The 20760-nt window shown below is 72.6% G+C and carries 16 protein-coding genes; 6 read left to right on the forward strand and 10 right to left on the reverse strand.

Features of this window, described 5'->3' with window-relative positions; all coding sequences use genetic code 11:
• Positions 1–51 precede the first annotated feature (51 nt).
• Together AC067A_RS05575 and AC067A_RS05580 are read left to right on the forward strand one after the other, a co-directional pair.
• Positions 52–843 (forward strand): esterase/lipase family protein, encoded by a 792-nt coding sequence (locus AC067A_RS05575; protein WP_478614946.1) that lies wholly within the window; start codon positions 52–54, stop codon positions 841–843.
• A 220-nt stretch (positions 844–1063) separates the two neighbouring features.
• Positions 1064–2752 (forward strand): M23 family metallopeptidase, encoded by a 1689-nt coding sequence (locus AC067A_RS05580; protein ID WP_478614949.1) that lies wholly within the window; start codon positions 1064–1066, stop codon positions 2750–2752.
• A 144-nt stretch (positions 2753–2896) separates the two neighbouring features.
• Here AC067A_RS05580 and pcrA read toward each other — a convergent pair whose 3' ends face one another.
• Together pcrA and AC067A_RS05590 are read right to left on the reverse strand one after the other, a co-directional pair.
• Complete coding sequence (pcrA, locus tag AC067A_RS05585; protein WP_478614952.1) at positions 2897–5344, reverse strand: DNA helicase PcrA; 2448 nt, start codon at positions 5342–5344, stop codon at positions 2897–2899.
• 103 nt (positions 5345–5447) lie between these two features.
• Complete coding sequence (locus AC067A_RS05590) at positions 5448–5801, reverse strand: hypothetical protein (protein WP_478614955.1); 354 nt, start codon at positions 5799–5801, stop codon at positions 5448–5450.
• Positions 5802–6144: 343 nt separating this feature from the next.
• On the opposite strand from AC067A_RS05590, the gene AC067A_RS05595 reads away from it, so the two are divergent.
• A complete protein-coding gene (locus AC067A_RS05595) occupies positions 6145–7248 on the forward strand; it encodes a C40 family peptidase (RefSeq protein ID WP_478614958.1) in 1104 nt (367 codons plus the stop codon).
• A gap of 11 nt (positions 7249–7259) precedes the next feature.
• On the opposite strand, the gene AC067A_RS05600 is transcribed toward AC067A_RS05595, so the two are convergent.
• Positions 7260–7976 carry a LuxR C-terminal-related transcriptional regulator gene (locus AC067A_RS05600; protein ID WP_478614961.1) on the reverse strand — a complete coding sequence of 239 codons (717 nt, stop codon included), beginning with the start codon at positions 7974–7976 and terminating at the stop codon, positions 7260–7262.
• Positions 7973–9235 (reverse strand): ATP-binding protein, encoded by a 1263-nt coding sequence (locus AC067A_RS05605; RefSeq protein WP_478614964.1) that lies wholly within the window; start codon positions 9233–9235, stop codon positions 7973–7975. The genes AC067A_RS05600 and AC067A_RS05605 overlap by 4 nt, the downstream gene beginning before the upstream one ends.
• Before the next feature lie 156 nt (positions 9236–9391).
• Here AC067A_RS05605 and AC067A_RS05610 point away from each other — a divergent pair, with 156 nt between their 5' ends.
• Positions 9392–10738, forward strand: coding sequence for a PspC domain-containing protein (locus AC067A_RS05610; RefSeq protein ID WP_478614966.1), 1347 nt, complete (start codon positions 9392–9394; stop codon positions 10736–10738).
• Complete coding sequence (locus AC067A_RS05615) at positions 10725–10985, forward strand: hypothetical protein (protein WP_478614969.1); 261 nt, start codon at positions 10725–10727, stop codon at positions 10983–10985. Before AC067A_RS05610 ends, AC067A_RS05615 begins: the two co-directional genes overlap by 14 nt.
• Here the strand turns inward: AC067A_RS05615 and AC067A_RS05620 are convergent.
• The 4 genes from AC067A_RS05620 to guaA all read right to left on the reverse strand — a co-directional run bounded on the left by AC067A_RS05620 (position 10895) and on the right by guaA (position 15653).
• Positions 10895–11383, reverse strand: coding sequence for a DoxX family protein (locus tag AC067A_RS05620; protein WP_478614972.1), 489 nt, complete (start codon positions 11381–11383; stop codon positions 10895–10897). The two genes, AC067A_RS05615 and AC067A_RS05620, sit on opposite strands and share 91 nt — an antisense overlap.
• Positions 11384–11702: 319 nt before the next feature.
• Positions 11703–12935: a hypothetical protein gene (locus AC067A_RS05625; RefSeq protein WP_478614975.1), complete on the reverse strand. Its 1233-nt coding sequence runs from the start codon at positions 12933–12935 to the stop codon at positions 11703–11705.
• Between the two features lie 177 nt (positions 12936–13112).
• Complete coding sequence (locus AC067A_RS05630; RefSeq protein ID WP_478614978.1) at positions 13113–13901, reverse strand: class II aldolase/adducin family protein; 789 nt, start codon at positions 13899–13901, stop codon at positions 13113–13115.
• 159 nt (positions 13902–14060) lie between these two features.
• Entirely contained in the window at positions 14061–15653 is a 1593-nt protein-coding gene (gene guaA / locus AC067A_RS05635) for a glutamine-hydrolyzing GMP synthase (protein ID WP_478614981.1), read from the reverse strand.
• Between the two features lie 322 nt (positions 15654–15975).
• On the opposite strand from guaA, the gene AC067A_RS05640 reads away from it, so the two are divergent.
• Complete coding sequence (locus AC067A_RS05640; RefSeq protein ID WP_478614983.1) at positions 15976–16266, forward strand: chorismate mutase; 291 nt, start codon at positions 15976–15978, stop codon at positions 16264–16266.
• Positions 16267–16957: 691 nt separating this feature from the next.
• Here the strand turns inward: AC067A_RS05640 and AC067A_RS05645 are convergent.
• Positions 16958–18769, reverse strand: coding sequence for a GMC oxidoreductase (locus AC067A_RS05645; RefSeq protein WP_478614985.1), 1812 nt, complete (start codon positions 18767–18769; stop codon positions 16958–16960).
• Positions 18770–18882: 113 nt separating this feature from the next.
• Positions 18883–20577, reverse strand: coding sequence for a succinic semialdehyde dehydrogenase (locus AC067A_RS05650; protein WP_478614988.1), 1695 nt, complete (start codon positions 20575–20577; stop codon positions 18883–18885).
• Between the last annotated feature and the right edge of the window lie 183 nt (positions 20578–20760).

Below are 20760 nucleotides of genomic sequence, written 5' to 3' on the forward strand. Positions count from 1 at the left end.
GCGGCGTACCGGCGTACCCCTCGGCCCCCCGCGCCGTACGGGAGGCCGGCCATGGAGCTCACCAAGGTCACCACCCTGATGAAGGCCACCGCTCTGGAGCTCGCGGTCCTCACCGGTCACCTCGTCCTCTACCCGTCGGGGATGGCGGCCGAGCGGCTCTCCCCGCCCGCGCCCCCCGGTGACGCCCTGCCGGGCCGACGACCGGTCGTCCTCCTGCACGGCTTCGTCGACAACCGCTCGGTGTTCGTCCTGCTCCGCCGCGCCCTGGCCCGGCACGGCCGCGGCCACGTCGAGTCGCTGAACTACTCGCTGCTCACCTGCGACCTGCGGGCCGCCGCCGAGGAGCTCGGCCGCCGCGTGGAGGAGATCTGTGCCCGTACGGGGCAGGCGGAGGTCGACGTCGTCGGGCACAGCATGGGCGGGCTCGTCGGACGCCACTACGTGCAGCGCCTCGGCGGCGACGCGAGGGTCCGCACCCTGGTCATGCTCGGCACCCCGCATTGCGGCACCACCGTGGCCCCGCTCGCCGACGCGCACCCGCTGGTCCGGCAGATGCGTCCCGGTTCGGAGGTGCTGCGGGAGCTGGCGGGGCCCGCGCCGGGCTGCCGGACCCGGTTCGTCAGTTTCTGGAGCGACCTGGACCAGGTGATGGTGCCGGTGGAGACCGCCCGGCTCGACCACCCCGACCTCCTCGTGCACAACGTCCGGGTCAGCGGGATCGGGCATCTCGCGCTTCCCGTGCACCCGACGGTGGCCGCGGGCGTCGTCGAGGCCCTCGATGCCGTCGGACCGTCGGTCCGGAGCGCCCGTGAGGAGGAGCCGGACGCCGGATCGGTCGCCTGACCTCACGGCACCGCTCTTCGAACGTTTATCGAACACAAGGCCAAAGCTCTCTCCGCCAGCTGGCGAAACACGGCCGATTGCCCGTTTCCTGCGGGCACAAACCCCTCGGAAGATTGTCCGCCGCGCGTACCGCCGGGTACAGTCGCGCCACTGCTTACCCCCGGGACACCCCTCAGCGGGCCCGACCCGGACTGGTCCTGCTGCCGAGGCGAGAGAGACGTTGGTGAACGACCAGCACCCCCACGCCGGGTACGCCGGAGACGGCGCCCACTCCACCGGAAGCTTCTCCACGGACCCTCTCTTCGGCGCCTACGCCGGCGCCCAGGCGGACCAGAGCGGCCAGTGGGACCTCGGCCGGTACGGCGGCGCCACCGCCACGTACGACACCTCCGCCTCGTACGACACCTCGGGGCAGTACGCCACCGCCCCGCAGTACGACACGACGGGTCAGTACGACACGACGGGTCAGTACGACACCACCGGCCAGTGGGACACCACGGGACAGTGGACCGCCGCCGCCTCGTACGACACCACCTCCTACGACGCGACCGGCTCCTACGCGACGACCGGTTACGACGCCACCGGCTCGTACGCGACGACCGCCTCGTACGACGCCACCGGCCAGTGGGACGCCACCGCGTGGACCGAGGCGCAGCAGACCGGCCAGTACGACACCGTCCACGCCGGCGCCTACGCCGCCCAGGGCGCGTACGGCTACGAGTCCTACGACGCCACCGGCCAGTGGGCCGCCCCCGCCTTCGTGACCGACAACGGCACCGGCACCTACGACGCGACCGCGTGGAACCACGCGACGCCGGAGGCCGAGGCACACGTCCCCCAGCAGTACACGCCGCTCGACACCCCGTCCTCCGAGCACGCCGTGGGCCACCCGGAGCACGCCGAGCGCCCCGTCGAGCACACCGCCGAGTTCGCGTTCGAGTACGTCCCCGACACGGAGACGGACGGCGCCTTCCCCGAGGCCGCATCCGACATCGAGGCCGACTCCGACTCCCTCGACGAGTTCCGCGACCTCCACGACCTCCACGAGCCGGGCGCCCACGAGGACCTCCCGGACGCCGACGACGCGCCCGCCGTCGAGCTCCGCACGGACGCCCCGCTCGCCGGCCGCCCGGTGCGCCGCGGCTCCGGCGGCGGCCGCGGCCGTCGCCGTACCCCCGCCAAGCGGTCCGCGCTCCTGACCGTCGCCGTCCCCTCCGCCTGCGTCATGGGCGTCGCCGGCATCGCCGCGGCCTCCGTCGGCGGGCTGACCGGGGCCACGGAGGGCGGCCAGAAGGACACCACGACCGCGCTCGCCGCGGCCGACCCCGCCTCCGTCAAGCAGGTCGCCGCCAACAACGCGCTCGACACCCAGCTCGCCGCGCTCAGCGCGGACGCCCGCGACTTCGGCGACCGCGCCAGCCGCACCCAGGAGCGCATCGACCTCCGGATCCGCCAGGAGGCCGAGAAGAAGAAGCGCGAGGAGGAGGCGGCCCGCAAGGAGGCGCTGCGCCCCAAGTTCGCGCTCCCCGTGAAGCTGCACCGGCTCAGCGCGCGCTTCGGACAGTCCGGCGTCAACTGGATGTCCGTGCACACCGGGATCGACTTCCCCGTGATGACCGGCACGCCCGTAATGGCCGCCACGGACGGCACCGTCCGCACCCAGCTGAACAGCGCCTACGGCAACATGGTGATCGTCACCGCCCCGGACGGCACCGAGACCTGGTACTGCCACCTCAGCAGCGCCAAGATCCGCTCCGGTCACGTGAAGGCCGGCGACGTCATCGCGTACTCCGGCGACTCCGGCAACTCCACCGGCCCGCACCTCCACTTCGAGGTCCGGCCGAACGGCACCCGCGCCATCGACCCGCTGGCCTGGCTGCGCAGCCACGGCCTCGACCCGACCGGCTGAGCCGAACCCGCACCCGGCGGGGCGGAACCCGCACGCATGAGAGAGGGCCCCGGCATGAGCCGGGGCCCTCTCTCACAAGTCCCACGAGTAAGTCCCACGAGCCTCGCGGGCCTCGCCTCGCGGGCCTCGTCTCGCGGGCCGGGACTACAGCTTCTCGACCGGCGCGTACCGCAGGAGCAGCCGCTTCGGCTTCTCGTCGCCGAAGTCGATCGTCGCCTGTGCGTCGGCGCCCACTCCCGTCACCGTCATGACCGTGCCGAGGCCGAACTGGTCGTGCGTGACCCGGTCGCCGACCTGGAGGGAGATCACCGGCTTCTCACCGGCGCGCCGGGTGGCGAAGCCGGAGGGGCCGGTGCGGGACCGGGAGGAGGAGAGCGAGGACACGAGCCCCGAGGTGGGCCCGGCGGGCTTCACCATCGGACCGGTCCGCTTCCACTCCAGGTACGCGGGCGGGATCTCCTCCAGGAAGCGCGAGGCCGGGTTGTACGAGGGCTGGCCCCAGGCGCTGCGCATCGACGAGCGGGTGAGGTAGAGCCGCTCACGCGCGCGCGTGATGCCCACGTACGCGAGGCGGCGCTCCTCCTCCAGCTCCTTCGCCTGGCCGAGGGCGCGCATGTGCGGGAAGACGCCGTCCTCCATGCCGGTGAGGAACACCACCGGGAACTCCAGGCCCTTGGCGGTGTGCAGCGTCATCAGCGTGATGACTCCCCGGCCCTCCTCGTCCTCGTCCGGGATCTGGTCGGAGTCGGCGACGAGGGCGACCTTCTCCAGGAACTCGGCGAGGGTCGCCGGCTCCTCGCCGCGCTCCTGCTCGAACTCGAGGGCGACGGCGGCGAGTTCCTGCAGGTTCTCGATCCGGGTCTCGTCCTGCGGGTCGGTCGAGGCCTGGAGTTCGGCCAGGTAGCCGGTCCGCTCCAGGACGGCCTCCAGGACGACGGCGGGGCCGGCCCCGGACTCGACGACGGTGCGCAGCTCGTCCATCAGCGCGTTGAAGCGCTTGACGGCGTTCGCGGAGCGCGCGGCCATGCCGTACGCCTCGTCGACCCGCTTGAGGGCCTGCGGGAAGGTGATCTTCTCGCGCAGCGACAGGGCGTCGATCATCGCCTCGGCGCGCTCGCCGATGCCCCGCTTGGGGACGTTCAGGATGCGGCGCAGCGGGACGTTGTCCTCGGGGTTGGCGAGGACGCGGAGGTACGCGAGGACGTCCCGGACTTCTTTGCGCTCGTAGAAGCGGACGCCGCCGACGACCTTGTAGGGCAGTCCGACGCGGATGAAGATCTCTTCGAAGACGCGGGACTGGGCGTTGGTCCGGTAGAAGACGGCGACGTCTCCGGCCTTGGCGTCGCCCGTGTCCGTGAGGCGGTCGATCTCGTCCGCGACGAACTGCGCCTCGTCGTGCTCGGTGTCCGCGACGTAGCCGGTGATCTGCGCGCCCGCGCCCGCGTTCGTCCACAGGTTCTTGGGGCGGCGGGACTCGTTGCGCTCGATGACGGCGTTGGCGGCGGAGAGGATCGTCTGGGTGGAGCGGTAGTTCTGCTCCAGGAGGATCGTCGTGGCGTCCGGGTAGTCCTCCTCGAACTGGAGGATGTTGCGGATGGTCGCGCCACGGAAGGCGTAGATCGACTGGTCGGCGTCGCCGACGACGCACAGTTCGGCCGGGCCGAGGTCCTGGTAGCCCGTGCCGACGAGCTCCCGTACGAGGGTGTACTGGGCGTGGTTGGTGTCCTGGTACTCGTCGACGAGGACGTGGCGGAAGCGGCGGCGGTAGTGCTCGGCGACGTCGGGGAACGCCTGGAGCAGGTGGACCGTCGTCATGATGATGTCGTCGAAGTCCAGGGCGTTGGCCTCGCGCAGCCGTGCCTGGTACATGCGGTACGCCTCGGCGAGCGTCTTCTCGAAGCCGTCGACGGCCTGGTCGGCGAAGGACTCCTCGTCGATCAGCTCGTTCTTGAGGTTCGAGATCTTGGCGCTGAACGACTTCGGCGGGAACTTCTTCGGGTCGAGGTCCAGGTCGCGGCAGACCAGGGACATCAGCCGCTTCGAGTCGGCGGCGTCGTAGATCGAGAACGAGGACGTGAAGCCGAGCCTCTTCGACTCACGCCGCAGGATGCGGACGCAGGCGCTGTGGAAGGTCATGACCCACATGGCGTTGGCACGCGGGCCGACCAGCTGCTCGACGCGCTCCTTCATCTCGCCGGCGGCCTTGTTCGTGAAGGTGATCGCCAGTATCTGGCCGGGGTGGACGTGCCGCGTGCCCAGGAGGTGGGCGATGCGGTGGGTGAGCACCCGGGTCTTGCCGGAGCCGGCTCCGGCGACGATGAGCAGCGGGGTGTCGGTGTGGACGACGGCGGCGCGCTGCTGCTCGTTCAGCCCCTCCAGGAGCGCGGCGGGGTCCACGACGGGGCGCGGGGCGCCGTCGCGGTAGTGCGTGTCCCGGGGCGGGGGCGCGTCGAAGTGCTCCCCGAAGAGGTCGTGCGGGACCTCCTCCGCGGCCGGGGAGCCGTGCTCGTCGTCCTCGGGGTGGGGCGGGTGCTCCTCCGAGGAGTGGTTCTGGAGGCCGGCCAGGAAGCTGTCGTCAAAGAGGCTGCTCATCGCCACACGAGTCTAGGACGCCCCGCCGACATCCGGGCCCGCCTTGGGAACCCTCCTCGGCCTCACGGCTGCGGAACGGGTCACACCGGACGGCCGCCCCTGCTCACACCCAGAGGGTCGCGATGAAGATGTTCGCCGTGGTCAGGCCGCCGACCGCGGCGAAGAGACCCTTGTCGACCCGCTCCTCGTCACGCTTGACGTAGACCAGGCCGAGGATGACCACGAGGATCGCCAGCTTGATGCCGATCTTGAGGTTGTTCACGGTCTGGTCGTCGGCCTGGTTGAGGCCGACGAGCGCCACGCCCGTGACCAGCATGGTCAGCGCGCCGTGCAGCATGGCGGGGCTGAAGCGGGCCGTACCCGCCCCCATCGCCTTCATCTGGGTGAGGAAACCGCCGAGGAGCGAGGCGATGCCGATGATGTGCAGGGCGACGAAGACATTGATGAGTACGTCCATGGGGCGGAGCCTAACCGGGGCCCTAGCACCGCTCTCCGGCCGGGTCCACTCCCTTCGGCCCTTCGGTCGCCCGACCACCGAATGTCCCCAGACCCCTCACTCCGAGCGAACGGGAACGGTCCCCGACCCGTCAACTGACGTCAATAGCGGTCAACTCCCCGCCTGGGCGTGACCCCAGGTTTAGCGTCCTCCACCAGGTGACCGGCTCCCCACCGCCGCCGGCGATCCGGCGGTCGTCGGTCACCCCCGCCGAGAAAATCCGGCGGCGGTCGTCTCCCCTGTGGCGGCCGCCGTCGGCCCGGCGGGCACCGTCCCCCTCAGGCAGAGGATGTGACCCGCCCTCGTGGCAGCGCACCGGAAGACCAGACAGTCCCCCCTCGGCGGTCAGGCGGTCCGCACCGCCGCCACGCTCGCCCTCGCCTCCGCCGCGACGGCGACGCTCTTCGAGGGGTCCGGGCACGCGGACCCCCGGCTCACCGCGGCCCAGGTCAAGGCGAAGGTCGACCGGCTGTACGAGGAGGCCGAGGTCGCGACGGAGCGGTACAACGGGGCGAAGGAGAAGGCCGACGAGGCCCGCGCCGCCTTCGACCGGCTCCGCGACGAGGCGGCCCGCAGGACCGACCGGCTCAACACCGCCCGGGACGGACTCGGTGCCACGGCCGCCGCCCAGTACCGCTCCGGCGGCCTCGACCCGGCCGTCCGGCTCGCCCTCACCTCCGACCCCGACGAGTACCTGGAGCGGGCCGCGCTCGCGGAGAAGGCCGGGGACCGGCAGGCGGTCGCCATCGGTGCCGTACGGCGGGAGCTCGCCGCCCTCCGGCAGCTGCGCGGCGAGTCGGGGGGACGCCTCACCGCGCTGCGCGGTCACGAGGAGGAGCTGCGGCGGCAGAAGGCGGCCGTGGTCGGCAAGCTGGCGGAGGCGCGAACCCTGCTCGCCCGGCTCACCGCCGAGGAACGGGCGCGGTACGAGGCCGCCACCGCCGGCCGGGACGGCTCCGGCCCCGCGGCGGGAACCGACGGATCGGGCTCGACCGGCTCCGCCACCGCGCGGGCCGACCGCTCCTCGGGCGGCGAGCGCGGCCCGGTGACCGCACCGAACACACGGGCCGCCGAGGCCATCTCCTTCGCCCGCGCCCAGCTCGGCAAGCCGTACGTGTGGGGGGCGACCGGTCCCTCCGCGTACGACTGCTCGGGTCTCACCCAGGCCGCCTGGCGCGCCGCCGGTGTCTCGCTCCCCCGCACGACGTACACCCAGATCAACGCCGGCCAACGCGTCTCCCGCTCCCAGCTCGCCCCCGGCGACCTCGTCTTCTTCTACTCCGGCATCAGCCACGTCGGGCTCTACATCGGCGGCGGCCAGATGATCCACGCTCCGCGGCCGGGCGCCCCCGTCCGGATCGCCCCGATCGACGAGATGCCCTTCGCCGGAGCGACCCGCGTGGGGTGACCGGACGGGGTTCAGACCAGGCGGCGGGCGGTGGCCCAGCGGGTCAGCTCGTGCCGGTTGGACAGCTGGAGCTTCCGCAGGACGGCCGAGACGTGCGACTCGACCGTCTTCACCGAGATGTAGAGCTGCTTGGCGATCTCCTTGTACGCGTAGCCGCGGGCGATCAGCCGCAGCACCTCCCGCTCCCGCTGGGTGAGCCGGTCCATGTCCTCGTCCACCGGCGGCGCGTCCGTCGACGCGAAGGCGTCCAGGACGAACCCGGCGAGGCGGGGGGAGAACACGGCGTCGCCCTCCTGGACACGGAAGATCGAGTCGACCAGATCCGTGCCGGTGATCGTCTTGGTGACGTAACCGCGCGCACCGCCCCTGATCACCCCGATCACGTCCTCGGCGGCGTCCGACACGGACAGGGCCAGGAAGCGGACCGGGTCCTCGGGGGCGCCCATCAGACTGGCGCACCGGCGCAGCACCTCGACGCCGCCGCCACCGGGAAGGTGCACGTCGAGGAGGACGACCTCGGGACGGGTCGCCGTGATGACGGTGACCGCCTGGTCGACGTCGGCGGCCTCGCCGACCACCTCGACGCCGGTGACGTCGGTCCTGCCGATCTCGGCCTGCACGCCCGTACGGAACATCCGGTGGTCGTCGACGAGGACCACCCGCACCCGGCGCTCCGGGCCCGCCGCCCCCGGGTCCGCTCCGGTCGCCGCACCGATCTCGTCGCTCATCCGTCCGCCCTCTCCATCTCAAGCTCCACTTCGGTGCCGCCGCCCTCAACGGACCGCAACCGGGCCGAACCGCCGTTGCGCTGCATCCGGCCGATGATCGATTCTCTTACGCCCATCCGGTCCTCGGGCACGGAATCCAGGTCGAAGCCCGGTCCCCGGTCCTTCACCGAGACGAACACCGACCGCCCGTCCACCTCGGCGAACACCTGCACGGGCCCGCCCTCGCCACCGTACTTCGCGGCGTTGACCATCGCCTCGCGCGCGGCCTGCATCTGCGCCGACAGGCCCTCGTCGAGCGGGCAGTCGCCGACCACCACGACCTCCAGCGGGACCCCGTGCTTGTCCTCGACCTCGGCCGCGGCCCTCTTGACGGCCTCCGCGACGGTCTCCGGCTCCTCGTCCTTGCCGGTGCCCTCGGGCTTGTACAGCCAGTTCCGCAGCTCCCTCTCCTGGGCGCGGGCGAGCCGGCGGACCTCACCGGCGTCCTCGGCGTTGCGCTGGATCAGGGTGAGGGTGTGCAGCACCGAGTCGTGGACGTGGGCCGCCACCTCGGCACGCTCCTGTGCGCGGATGCGCATGGTGCGCTCCTCGGTGAGGTCCTGCGACATCCGTACGAGCCAGGGGCCGGCGAGCAGCGCTATGCCGGTGAGGACCGCGACCGCGGCGGTGAGCGCCGTGCCGAGCTGGGCGACGGAGCCGCGCACCACCACGAAGACCGCGAGACCCGTGCCGACCAGGGCGACCCCGGCCAGGCCGCGGACGAGCTGGAGGGTCCGGCGGCGGCGCCCGGCCTCGGTCCAGCTGGCCCGGCGGGCGTTGTCCGCCTGGCGCCAGACCAGGGCGACGCCGCCGCAGACGAGGAGCCCCGGCCATATGTAGCGTCCGGAGCCGTCGTCGACGCTGATGTTCCCGATGAGGACCGCGCCGCCGATCGCGAGCGCTATCAGCGCGAGGACCTGCCCCCGGTCGGGCTTGCGCAGTCGGCGGCGCCCGTCGGGGGTGGTCTCGAAGAGGGGGCGCGGGAGGCCGCGGCCGCCGACGCCCAGGGGGACGACGATCCAGAACGCTGCGTAGATCACGAGGCCGAGTCCGTCCGTGAAGAGGAGGACGACGAAGATCGTCCGCACCCAGACGACCGGCAGGCCGAGATGGCCTGCGAGGCCCCGCGCGACACCGCCGAGCCACCGCCCGTCGGCGCTCCGGTAGAGCCTGCGCACGGGTGGTTCGTCGGTCTCGGTGACACGGGCGGCTGCGGACATGCACCGATCGTCACACGTTCGGCCCGCGCTGGACATCAGGGTCGGCCCTGAGATCGTCCCTGGTACCGACTCGGGGACGAGAGGGCACCGAATATCAGGGTCGGGCCAGGGTCGATCCCGGTGCCGCTCGGCGTCACGGGCCGTCACCATGGACGCATGACGAGTTCGATGCCCTCGCAGCACGAGGCCCCGCCGCCGGCGGAGGCCGTTCCCGCCACGCCCCTGCAGCGCTCGCGCGGCAGCAAGGTCGTGGGCGGAGTCTGCGGCGGCCTCGGCCGGTACTTCGACCTCGACCCGGTGATCTTCCGGGTGGCGGTCGGCGTGCTGGCGATCCCGGGCGGCATAGGGCTGATCTTCTACGGCTTCGCCTGGCTGCTGATCCCGCTCGCGGGCGAGGAGGAGAACGAGGGACGCAGGCTGCTCACCGGCCGGGTCTCCGGGGCGTCGCTGGCCGCCCTTCTGATGGCCCTGGTGGGTTGCGGGATCTTCCTGTCGATGCTGCACAGCGGGTCGATGCTGGGCTCCGCCCTCCTGGTGGGGTTCGTGGTGAGCGCGGCCGCCGTGTGGTCACGGCGCCGGCAGACGGGGGGCGCCGAGCCCGAGGGCCGGGTGGAGTCGGCGGCCGCCGCGCTGGTGGCCTCCGACGCCCCGCCCGAGACCAAGGCACCGCCGATGGTCGAGTTCCCCTCCTGGTGGAAGGACCCGATAGTCAAGGACGGCTCGACGGGCAAGGTGGCCGTGGGCTACCTGTGGGGGCCGCACGGCGTCCTGGACGAGGACGGCCGGGTGGGCGGCGAGGTACCGAAGCCCGGCAGCCAGTGGGGTCCCCCGCCGGCGACCCCCGGACGTCCGCAGCCCTCGATCAGGCGGAGCCCGCGTTCCATCGGCGGTCTGGTGCACCTCCTCGCCATCGTCGCGGCCGTGCTCGGCACCGCTCTGACCTGGGAGTCCCAGCCTCTGAGCATCAGCCTGCAGACCGGTCTGATCGCCGCCCTCGCGGTGTTCGGGCTCGGCCTGGTCGTGAGCAGCTTCCTCGGCCGGACCGGGTTCGGCACGGTCTTCCAGACCGTGGTCACGGCGGGCCTGCTCGCCCTGGCGACGGCGCTGCCCCACGAGATCACGACGGACTGGATGCGCGAGACCTGGAAGCCGGCGTCCGTCGCCGCCGTGCAGCCACGCTACGAGGTGGGCACCGGGGTCGGCACACTCGACCTGTCGGGGCTCCCGGTCCCGGCCGGCTCGACCGTCTCGACGTCGGCGGAGGTGGGCGCGGGGCAGCTCAAGGTGATCGTCCCGAAGGACGCGGTCGTGAAGGTGCGCGCCCAGGTCGGCCTGGGTGACCTGCGTCTGCCCGACGAGCCGGCGAACGACGTCGACATCGCGCCCGACCGTGACGTGACCCGCACGATCGCCCCGCCGGCCGGGACCGCCCCGGCGGGCACTCTGGACCTCTCGCTCGAGGTCGGCATCGGACAGGTGGAGGTCACCCGTGCTGCTTCATGAGTTCCGTCCGGGCCGGCTGCTCGCCGGCCTCACCGCCCTCGCCCTCGCCGCTCTCTACGCGGGCGACGCCACCGGCGCCTGGACGACGCCGTGGTACGCGGCGGTCCCCGTGCTCGGCGGCGGGCTGGGCCTGGCCGGCCTCGTGACCTGGGTCGCCTATCGAATACGGCGCTGCTCGGCGAGGAAGCGGTCCACGGACAGCACCGACGCCCCGGCCAGCACCAGCGGGAGCCAGGACATCAGATAGGCGAGGTCGTTGCCGAGGTAGTACGGGTTCACCTGCCAGCTCACGGTCAGCCAGAGGCTCAGGGAGATCAGCGCGCCGCCGAGCGCCGCCAGGCGGGCGAAGAAGCCGAGCAGGGTCCCGATCCCGACGGCGATCTCCCCGAGGGCGATGGCGTAGCCGAAGCCCGTGGGGTTCTTGAGCGCGAGGTCGACGAGGGCGGGAATCGCGGACGAGTCGCGGACCCCGCGCATCGTCTCGCCGATGGAGCCGCTGCCGGTGTCGGCGAGGAAGACGGGGTCGGTGAGCTTGTCGAGCCCCGCGTAGACGAACGTGACTCCGAGGAAGATCCGCAACGGAAGGAGGGCGTAACGGGAGGCGACCACCCTCCCCTTGTCGAGGGCCGCCCTCCACCGCGCCACACGACCGGTACCGCCGGGGCCGCCGGTATCGCCGGGGCCACCCTGGCCGCCGGGGCCCCCGGTACCGCCCACACCGGAGCCGCCCGGACCAATGCCGCCGCTGCCTCCCGGGCCGCCGACGCCGGCCGAACCGGGGCGGCCGTCGCCCGTACCGCCTGAGCCGGGGCTGCGGCCCGTGGGTCCTGTGTCGCCCGGGTCGTTCGTTCGGTCCGCCTGTCCCGTCATCGTCGGTCACCTCTCCACGTCCCGTACGTACGACTGTTCGCGGAACGATTCTCCTCGCACTCGGCTCCGGAGACGCGGGAAGGGGGCCGGACGGTCAGTCCATCACGTCGATCGTGACCCGGTTGGTCTCCACGCCCGCCGCCGTCACGACCGAGACCTCCACCCGGCCCGGTTCGACGTCGGCGGGGAGGGGGACGGTGAGGACCGCGTCGGTGGGGTTGGCGAAGCCTCCCGGGACGGGCACCAGGGGCACGTGGGCGTGGACGGGGCCGATGCGGACGACCAGCCGGGTCAGCGGGTCGGGGGCGCCGGCGCCGGGCGGGACGAAGCCGCAGCCGCGGATCTCGATGTCGTCGCCGGTGCGGATGGGGGCGTCGAGGTCGCCCGCCTCCCTCGACCGGACCACGGAGTGGATCGTGGGGCGGACGCCCTCGGTGCACTTCGCGGCGAGGTGCCAGGCCGCGGACACGCCGAGGAGCAGGACGAGGGACCAGGGCACGTCGGGCAGCCGGTCGGGGTCGCGGGCGAGGCCGACGGCGCCGAGGGCGAGGACGGCCGCGGAGACGAGGAGGTACTGGACGTCGGCGAGGCCGGCGCGGCCGCTGTCGTCGCAGAGCAGGTCGGCGGCGCGCGGGCGGTCGGCGCGCACCTTCTGCAGGCGGCCGGCGGCGATGCCCCGCGTGACGACGAGACGGGCGCTGACGGCGACGCCCGACACCAGGGCGAGGCCGGTGAGCAGGCCCGCGCCGCGGGCCAGGCCGAAGGCGGTCGCGTCCGGGGACCGGAAGGCCAGGAAGAGGAGGGTGAAGCCGAGGAGCAGGAGCCAGCCGGCGGCGACGGCGCGGGTGGTGGACAGCCGGTTGTCCTCGCCGATCAGCGGGGCGAGGAGACCGCCGCGCGCCCGGTGGGCGTGGGCGGCGACGCTGAGCAGGACGGCGAGGACCAGGGCGGTGCAGAGGCCGGCCGTGCGGGCACCGGTCCAGCCGTTGCCGATCGCGGTGAGGGCCTGGCCGAGGAGGAGGGCCAGGACGGCGCCCCAGACCGCCCCGAGGCCGCCGCGCCGTACCCGGTCGAGCCAGGCGAGCCCGGCCTCGCGGCCGCGGACGGTGACCGCGCGGGCGGACTGGGCGAGCTCGTCGGAGACCCACTGCCGGGCGGCGACCGGCGAGTGGGCGACGGCCGCGGGGACGCCGTGTCCGGCGGCGAGCTCGTCGCGCCGGGCGAGGAAGGCGGCGACCGCGCGCCGGTGGCCGGTCTGTCCGCAGTGGGCGCAGCCGGCGCAGGCCGTCGCGTGCTCGCCGTACTGTCTCGCCTCTTGAACCGCCACGGTGCTCACTTCCCGAGCTCACTTCACGACACGTACCGGTGCGTCCCGAAGGGCCAACCAACCGTTGATTCCACGGAATTGTGCCGTACCGGCGGCTCTCGCGCCCACCGCGTGCGCCCCGCCGGAGAGTGATTGCCGCGCCATCCCATTGACGTACAGAAGGGTGAAGCGATGGTGTTACGACAGGAGTTCGGGCTCCGCTCGGCTGATCCTGCGCCAGAGGGGCTGGTAGTTGATCCAGGCGACGAGGTCGCTGCCGAGCTGTTCGCGGGTGGCGACCGCCTCGCGGTGGTCGATCAGGACCGGTTTGCCGGCCGCCTTCGCGGCGAGCTGTATCCGGGCGCAGCGTTCCAGGGCGATGAACCACCAGGCGGCGGCGTCGACGGAGCCGCCGACGGTGAGCGGTCCGTGGTTGCGGAGCACGACCGCCTTGAACGCGCCGAGGGCGACGGCGATCCGGCGCCCTTCCTCGGCGTCGACGACGACGCCGGTGTAGGCGTCGTAGAGGGCGTGGTCCTGGTAGAAGGCGCAGGCCTCCTGGGTGATCGGGTCGAGGAGTTCGCCGAGCGCGGCGAGCGCCCGCCCGTGGACGGAGTGGGTGTGGGCGACGGCGACGACGTCGGGCCTGGCCCGGTGGACCTCGGCGTGGACGGTGAAGGCGGCCTGGTTCACGTGGTGGCCGCCGTGGACGACCTGACCGTCGCCGTTGACCAGGATGAGGTCGCTCGCGGTGAGTTCGTCGAAGGGCGCTCCGAACGGGTTCACCCAGAAGCAGTCCGGGTGTTCGGGGTCGCGGGCGGTGATGTGGCCCGAGACGCCCTCCTCGTACCCGAGCCGGCCGAAGAGCCGGAGCGCGCCCGCGAGCCGCTGCCTGCGGTGGGTGCGTTCCTCCTCGGCCGTCGCGTGGACGGGCGGCATGGCGAAGTGGAGCCGTTCGAGGGGTACGGGGTCCGGTATCACGCTCATGCGCCGGAAGGTAACGCCCGGCAGGGCAACTCACCAGAGTCCGGACGGGAACACGACGAAGCCGCCGCCCCGCGCGACGGACGGGAACACGACGAAGCCGCCGCCCCGCGCGACGGACGCGGGGGCGGCGGCTCCGGTGGGCTCAGGGAGCGGGGGTGACTACTCCCACTCGATGGTGCCCGGGGGCTTGCTGGTGACGTCGAGGACGACGCGGTTCACGTCGGCGACCTCGTTGGTGATGCGGGTCGAGATCTTGGCGAGCACCTCGTAGGGCAGGCGCGACCAGTCGGCCGTCATGGCGTCCTCGGAGGAGACGGGGCGCAGCACGATCGGGTGACCGTAGGTGCGGCCGTCGCCCTGGACGCCGACGGAGCGGACGTCGGCGAGGAGGACCACCGGGCACTGCCAGATCTCGCGGTCGAGACCGGCCGCGGTGAGCTCCTCGCGGGCGATGGCGTCGGCGTCGCGGAGCAGGTCCAGGCGCTCCTTGGTGACCTCGCCGACGATGCGGATGCCGAGGCCGGGGCCCGGGAAGGGCTGGCGCTGGACGATCTCCTCCGGCAGGCCGAGCTCCTGGCCGACCATGCGGACCTCGTCCTTGAACAGCTGGCGCAGCGGCTCGACGAGCTGGAACTCGATGTCGTCGGGGAGGCCGCCGACGTTGTGGTGCGACTTGATGTTGGCGGTGCCGGTGCCGCCGCCGGACTCGACGATGTCCGGGTAGAGCGTGCCCTGGACGAGGAACGCGACCTCGGGACCCTCCTCCTGGAGGATCTCCAGCTGGGCCTGCTCGAAGACGCGGATGAACTCGCGGCCGATGATCTTCCGCTTGGTCTCCGGGTCGGAGACGCCGGCGAGGGCGTCGAGGAACCGCTCCTGCGCGTCGACGACCACCAGGTTGGCGCCGGTGGCCGCGACGAAGTCCTTCTCGACCTGCTCGGTCTCGCCCTTGCGCATCAGACCGTGGTCGACGTAGACGCAGGTGAGCTGGGAGCCGATGGCCTTCTGCACGAGTGCGGCGGCCACGGCGGAGTCGACGCCGCCGGAGAGACCGCAGATGGCGCGCTTGTCGCCGACCTGGGCGCGGATGGCCGCGACCTGCTCCTCGATCACGTTGCCCGTGGTCCAGCTGGGCTTGATGCCGGCGCCGCGGTAGAGGAAGTGCTCCAGGATCTGCTGGCCGTGCGTGGAGTGCAGCACCTCGGGGTGGTACTGGACGCCGTACAGCTGCTTGGCGTCGTTCTCGAAGGCGGCGACCGGCACGACGTCCGTGGAGGCGGTGACGGTGAAGCCCTCGGGGGCGGCGGAGCAGGCGTCGCCGTGCGACATCCACACGGACTGCTCGACCGGGGTGCCCTCGAAGAGGGTGGAGCCGGCCTTGGAGACGTGCAGCGGGGTCCGGCCGTACTCGCGGGCGCCCGTGTTGTCGACGGTGCCACCGAGGGTCGTCGCCATCAGCTGGAAGCCGTAGCACATGCCGAAGACGGGGACGCCCGCCTCGAAGATGGCGCGGTCGAGGCGGGGGGCGCCCTCCGCGTACACGGAGGACGGGCCGCCGGAGAGGATGATCGCCTTCGGGTTCTTGGCCAGCATCTCGGCCACCGGCATGGTGGACGGGACGATCTCGCTGTAGACCCGGGCCTCACGGACACGGCGGGCGATGAGCTGGGCGTACTGGGCGCCGAAGTCGACAACGAGGACTACGTCCGGGTTGGAGACGTCGGGCGCGGCAGCGGGGGGCGCTGATGACACTACGGCGGCCTTCCGGCGGTAGGAGGGGGTCCCCCGAAAGGGGGGCTATTTGTCGATTCTACCGGCGCGCCGGTCGCACTTTTCGTCTCACCATCCGAACCGGTATTGGTCCGGGCCCGGCAAAGGGGTCCATACTGTCGCCATGCGCAAGCTCACGACCTTCGTCTTTACCTATGGCAACCGGCCCACCGGCTGCCATGGTCGTGCTGCTTGAGCAACTGACAAGCGACTTCCCAGGCGCCCCGGGCCGACAAGGCCCGGGGCGTTCTGCTTGTTCCGGGCCGTGTCGCCCGGGGCGTCCGACACCACGAGGAGCCCCGACATGACCGCCATGACCCAGACCGAGAAGACCGGCGCCCGCACCGACGAGGCGGCGGCGCTGATCGGTGACGCCCGTGAGCGCATCGACGCGCTCGACGACCGGATCATCGGTCTCATCCAGGAACGGACGGCCGTCTCGGCCGTCATCCAGGAGGCCCGGATCTCCTCCGGAGGCCGCCGGGTGAACCTCGCCCGCGAGATGGAGGTCCTCGCCCACTACAGGGACGCCCTGGGCAAGCCGGGCACGACGCTGGCGATGACCGTGCTGGAGCTGTGCCGGGGCCGCGTCTGATCCCCGCCCAGGCGCCACGCCCCGCCCAGGCGTCACGCCCCGGCCGGGTGCCACGTCCTTGCCGGGAAAGGCGAGGAGCGCGTCCGGGTGGGGGACCGCATCTGAGTTCGGGCGCGCTCTCACCCGTACGGCGCGTGACCGGCCGCGACCCGGCTTCGTTGGTCCGGGTGTCCGTGCCAGCCAGGGGCGGGCCCGAAGAAACCACGCGTGGCTTCGCTGGGGCGTGTGGCGTACCTCAGGTACGTCGTGGGACCTCGCACCAGCGCGTGTGACCGGACAGCAGGGGACAGCAGCCCGGTCACCCAGAAAGGGCGGTCGGTCCCGGGGACGCCCGGGGCCGGCCGCATCCGGCCGATCTCCTGTCCTCCCGTCCCCCCGAATCCCCCTTCCCCGCGGCGCGACCCCCGGCGCCGCCCGCTCGGCACCGCCGCTGCCCTGACACCGGTGCCGATGCCAGAGGGCCCCGTGCCGCGACCGGAATCGCGCGCACGGGGCCCTTCTCCGTTCCCGCCCCGCCGACGTGACGCGCGTCACACGGAGATCTCGTGCAACCGCTACAACCAATCCCATCCGTCGCGGGTCATCTATGCAGCACCACCAAGAACTGGAAGGGCGCTGCACTCGGAGGGGGGTGCAGCGCCCTCTCCTGTGTCCGGGGTTCGTGCGGAAGGCGTACGGGGCCGGATCGGCCTCAGGCCTTCCTCGGGGGGACCGCCGGCATGCCGAGGAACGGCAGCCGGAGCGCGCCGAAGGCCTCGGCCGGGACCGCGGGGGACTTCGGTTCGACCGCCGAGAGCCGCGCGTAGGCCTCCCCCTGCCGCGGGCGCGGGTCGTCCTCGCCCTTGTTCGGCCAGAAGGACATGGCCCGCTCGGCCTGGGCGGTGATCGTCAGGGACGGGTTGACGCCGAGGTTGGCGGAGACCGCGGCTCCGTCGACGACGGAGATGCCGGGGTGGCCGAAGAGCCGGTGGTACGGGTCGATGACGCCGGTTTCGGCGTCGGCACCGATCGGGCAGCCGCCGAGGAAGTGGGCGGTGAGCGGGGTGCCCATCAGCTCGCCGATGTTCGAGCCGGCGAAGCCGTTGATCTCCTCGGCGAGGAGGGTGGCGGCCTGGGTGGCCTCCGGGATCTGGACCGGGTTGGGCGCGCCGTGCCCCTGGCGGGCGGTGAGGAGGCCCTTTCCGATGCCGCCGGGCTTGCGGTAGGTCGTCAGGGAGTTGTCGAGGGACTGCATGACGAGGCCGATGATGGTCCGCTCCGACCAGTGCCGGTTGGAGAGCGAGCGGGCGGCGAGGGCGGGGTGCTTGAGCAGGTTGAGGAACCAGTTGCGCACCCGGTGGGCGCCGTAGGGCACCTGGAGGACGGTCAGGCCGCCCATGGAGTTGGAGCCCTTGCCGTACCGCACCGGCTCGATGTGGGTGTTGGCGTCCGGGTGGATCGACGAGGTGATGGCGACGCCGCGGGTGAAGTCGGCCTTCTCCTTGCCGTGCCGTTTGCGGTAGCGGCGGTCGGTGGTCTGGGCACCGACCAGGCCCTCGGAGTTGGTGCGGGTGAGTTCGCCGAGCCGGTCGGAGACGCGGGGCAGCAGACCGCTGTCCTTCATCCGGTGCAGCAGGGTCTGGGTGCCGTACGTGCCGGCCGCGATGACCACCCGGTGGGCGGTGAAGGTCCGGCCCTCGCCCTTCCTGCGCCGGTCGGTGGGCAGGGTCTTCACCGCGAAGCCGCCCCGCGAGTCCTCGGTGACGGTGACGACCGTGGTCATGGGGTGGACGGTGGCGCCGGCCTTCTCGGCGAGGTGGAGGTAGTTCTCGTTGAGGGTGTTCTTGGCACCGTGCCGGCAGCCGGTCATGCACTCGCCGCACTCGGTGCAGGCGCGCCGGGCGGGGCCCGCCCCGCCGAAGTAGGGGTCGGCGACCTCGCTGCCGGGCTTCGCCTTCGAGGTCCCGTCGGCGTCGTTCCCGTCGCCGAAGAAGACCCCGACGGGCGCCATGTGGAAGGTGTCGCCGATGCCCATCGCCTGGGCGGCCGCCTTGAGGTGCACGTCGGACGGGGTCATCGTCGGGTTGAGGCGGACGCCGAGCATGCGCTGGGCCTGCTCGTAGTAGGGCCGCAGCTCGTCCTGCCAGTCCGTGATGTCCTTCCACTGCGGGTCGTCGAAGAACGGCTTGGGCGGTACGTAGAGGGTGTTGGCGTAGTTGAGGGAGCCGCCGCCGACGCCGGCGCCCGCGAGCACCATGACGTTGCCGAGCAGGTGGATGCGCTGGAGGCCGTAGAGGCCGAGGGCCGGGGCCCACAGGAAGTTCTTCAGGTCCCAGGAGTTCTTCGGCAGGGTCGCGCGGGTGAAGCGGCGCCCGGCTTCGAGGACGCCGACCCGGTAGCCCTTCTCCGTGAGGCGGAGGGCGGTGACCGAACCGCCGAAGCCGGAGCCGACGACGAGGACGTCGTAGTCGTACCCGGCGTCCTCCGCCTGCTCCTGGTTTTGGGTAGGGGGTACCGCGGTCATGGCTCTCCTCGTACGGAAAGGGGCGGAAGGGTCGGGGCGGTCAGGGGGCCGGCGCGGGCCGGACGGCCGGGTCCGCGGGGCCCGCGCGAGGACGGTCGGGGCGGTGGGTCAGGTCAGCGCAGGCGCAGGGCCTTCATCGCCTTCAGGGAGACGCTCATGAAGGCGGCGTACTTCTCGTCGTCCATGCCGAAGGAGGGTGCGAGGGGCATCAGGCGCTGCTGGGCGACGGTCTGGGCCTCGGTGTACTTGAGGATGCCCTCGGAGCCGTGGCGGCGGCCGAGCCCGGAGTCCTTCATGCCGCCCATCGGGGACTGCACGCTGCCGTAGGCGGGGGCGTACCCCTCGTTGATGTTGACGGTGCCGGTGCGCAGCCGGGCCGCGACGGCGTGGCCGCGGCGCGAGTCCTTCGTCCAGACGGACGAGTTCAGGCCGTACGGGGTGCCGTTGGCGAGCTCGACGACCTCGTCCTCGTCGGTGAAGCGGTAGACGGAGACGACCGGGCCGAAGGTCTCCTCGGAGCAGACGGCCATCGGGGCCTCGACGCCGTCGAGGATGGTCGGCTCGTAGAAGAGGGGGCCGATGTCGGGGCGGGCGACGCCGCCCGCGACGAGCTTGGCGCCCTTGGCGACGGCCTCCTCGACGTGGCGGCTGACGGTCTCCAGCTGCCGGTCGCCGACGAGGGAGCCCATGTCGGCGCCGTACGCGAGGGAGCTGCCGAGCCGCATGGCCTTGGTGCGGGCGGCGAAGCGCTCCAGGAACGCGTCGGCGACGGACTCGTGCACGTACAGCCGCTCGATGGAGATGCAGAGCTGTCCGGCGGAGGAGAAGCAGGCGCGGACGGCACCGGCGGCGGCCTTCTCGATGTCGGCGTCCTCGAGGACGAGCATCGCGTTCTTGCCGCCGAGTTCGAGGGAGACGCCGACGAGGCGGGCCGCGGCGCCCTGGGCGACCTCGCGGCCGGTGCGGGTGGAGCCGGTGAAGGAGACGTAGTCGGCGTGCTTGACGACCTCGGGGCCGACGACCGGGCCCTCGCCGAGGACGACCTGGAAGACCTCGGCGGGCAGGCCGGCCTCGACGAGCAGGTCGCGGGCCCAGAGGGCGGTGAGCGCGGTCTCCGTGTCGGGCTTCATGACGACGGCGTTGCCGGAGACGAAGGCGGGCAGCGCGTCGCCGACGGACAGTTCGAGGGGGTAGTTCCAGGGCGCGATCTGGCCGACGACCCCGCGCGGCTGGCGCAGCTCGGTGACCTTGGTGAGGGTCGGGACGACGCCGGTGTGGCGCTTGGCGCGCAGGTACGCGGCGGCCCTGCGGCCGTAGTGGCGGGCGGCGACGGCGACCGCCTGCACCTCCTCGTGGGCGTGCAGACGCGCCTTGCCGGTCTCCAGCTGGATGAGGTCGAGGACCTCGGCCTGGCGCTGGAGGACGAGGTCGTGGAAGCGGAGGAGGACGGCGGCGCGCGCCTTGACCGGGACGGCGGCCCAGGCGGTCTGGGCGGCGCGGGCGCGCGCGAAGGCCTCGGCGACGTCCTCGGGGGTGGACTCGGGCAGGTCCGCCAGCTTCTCCCCGGTGAAGGGGGTGTGGTTGGCGGTGCGGCCGGAGCCGACGACGCCGCGGGTGAGGCGGGCGACCACCTCGGGCGTCACGACGTCGGCGGCGGTCCGCGCGCCGGCGGGCGCGGGCGCGACCGGGTTGGTCGCGCCGGCGGGCGCGGACGTGCCCGGGGTCGCGCCGGTGGGAGCGGACGCTCCGCCCTTCGTCGCGGGGGCGTCGGAAACCGGAGGGGCGGCGGGGGCCTGCGAGTCCGTCATGAGGGCGAGCGTAGGCCGCGTTCCGCCCTTTGGGTACCCGTCGGTAATGCGTTTTCACCGGGTGCGCACATTGCGCCAGCGATCACTGGCACATAAGCCCTGATCAGTGGCTTACGGCCGCCGGCGGCCGGGAGCGGAGAAAATCTCCGCGCCGGCCGTCGTCCTTCGGCAGAGCTCGGTCGC

This window comes from Streptomyces sp. NPDC043176 (genome assembly GCF_056436715.1).

Excerpts from the sequence above, each read along its gene's own strand:
- AC067A_RS05575 (WP_478614946.1), top strand. The coding sequence starts at position 52 with ATGGAGCTCACCAAGGTCACCACCCTGATGAAGGCCACCGCTCTGGAG.
- AC067A_RS05630 (WP_478614978.1), bottom strand. The coding sequence starts at position 13,901 with ATGAGCGTGATACCGGACCCCGTACCCCTCGAACGGCTCCACTTCGCC.
- AC067A_RS05640 (WP_478614983.1), top strand. The coding sequence starts at position 15,976 with ATGACCGCCATGACCCAGACCGAGAAGACCGGCGCCCGCACCGACGAG.
- AC067A_RS05605 (WP_478614964.1), bottom strand. The coding sequence starts at position 9,235 with ATGTCCGCAGCCGCCCGTGTCACCGAGACCGACGAACCACCCGTGCGC.
- AC067A_RS05645 (WP_478614985.1), bottom strand. The coding sequence starts at position 18,769 with ATGACCGCGGTACCCCCTACCCAAAACCAGGAGCAGGCGGAGGACGCC.
- AC067A_RS05600 (WP_478614961.1), bottom strand. The coding sequence starts at position 7,976 with ATGAGCGACGAGATCGGTGCGGCGACCGGAGCGGACCCGGGGGCGGCG.
- AC067A_RS05650 (WP_478614988.1), bottom strand. The coding sequence starts at position 20,577 with ATGACGGACTCGCAGGCCCCCGCCGCCCCTCCGGTTTCCGACGCCCCC.
- pcrA (WP_478614952.1), bottom strand. The coding sequence starts at position 5,344 with ATGAGCAGCCTCTTTGACGACAGCTTCCTGGCCGGCCTCCAGAACCAC.
- AC067A_RS05590 (WP_478614955.1), bottom strand. The coding sequence starts at position 5,801 with ATGGACGTACTCATCAATGTCTTCGTCGCCCTGCACATCATCGGCATC.
- AC067A_RS05610 (WP_478614966.1), top strand. The coding sequence starts at position 9,392 with ATGACGAGTTCGATGCCCTCGCAGCACGAGGCCCCGCCGCCGGCGGAG.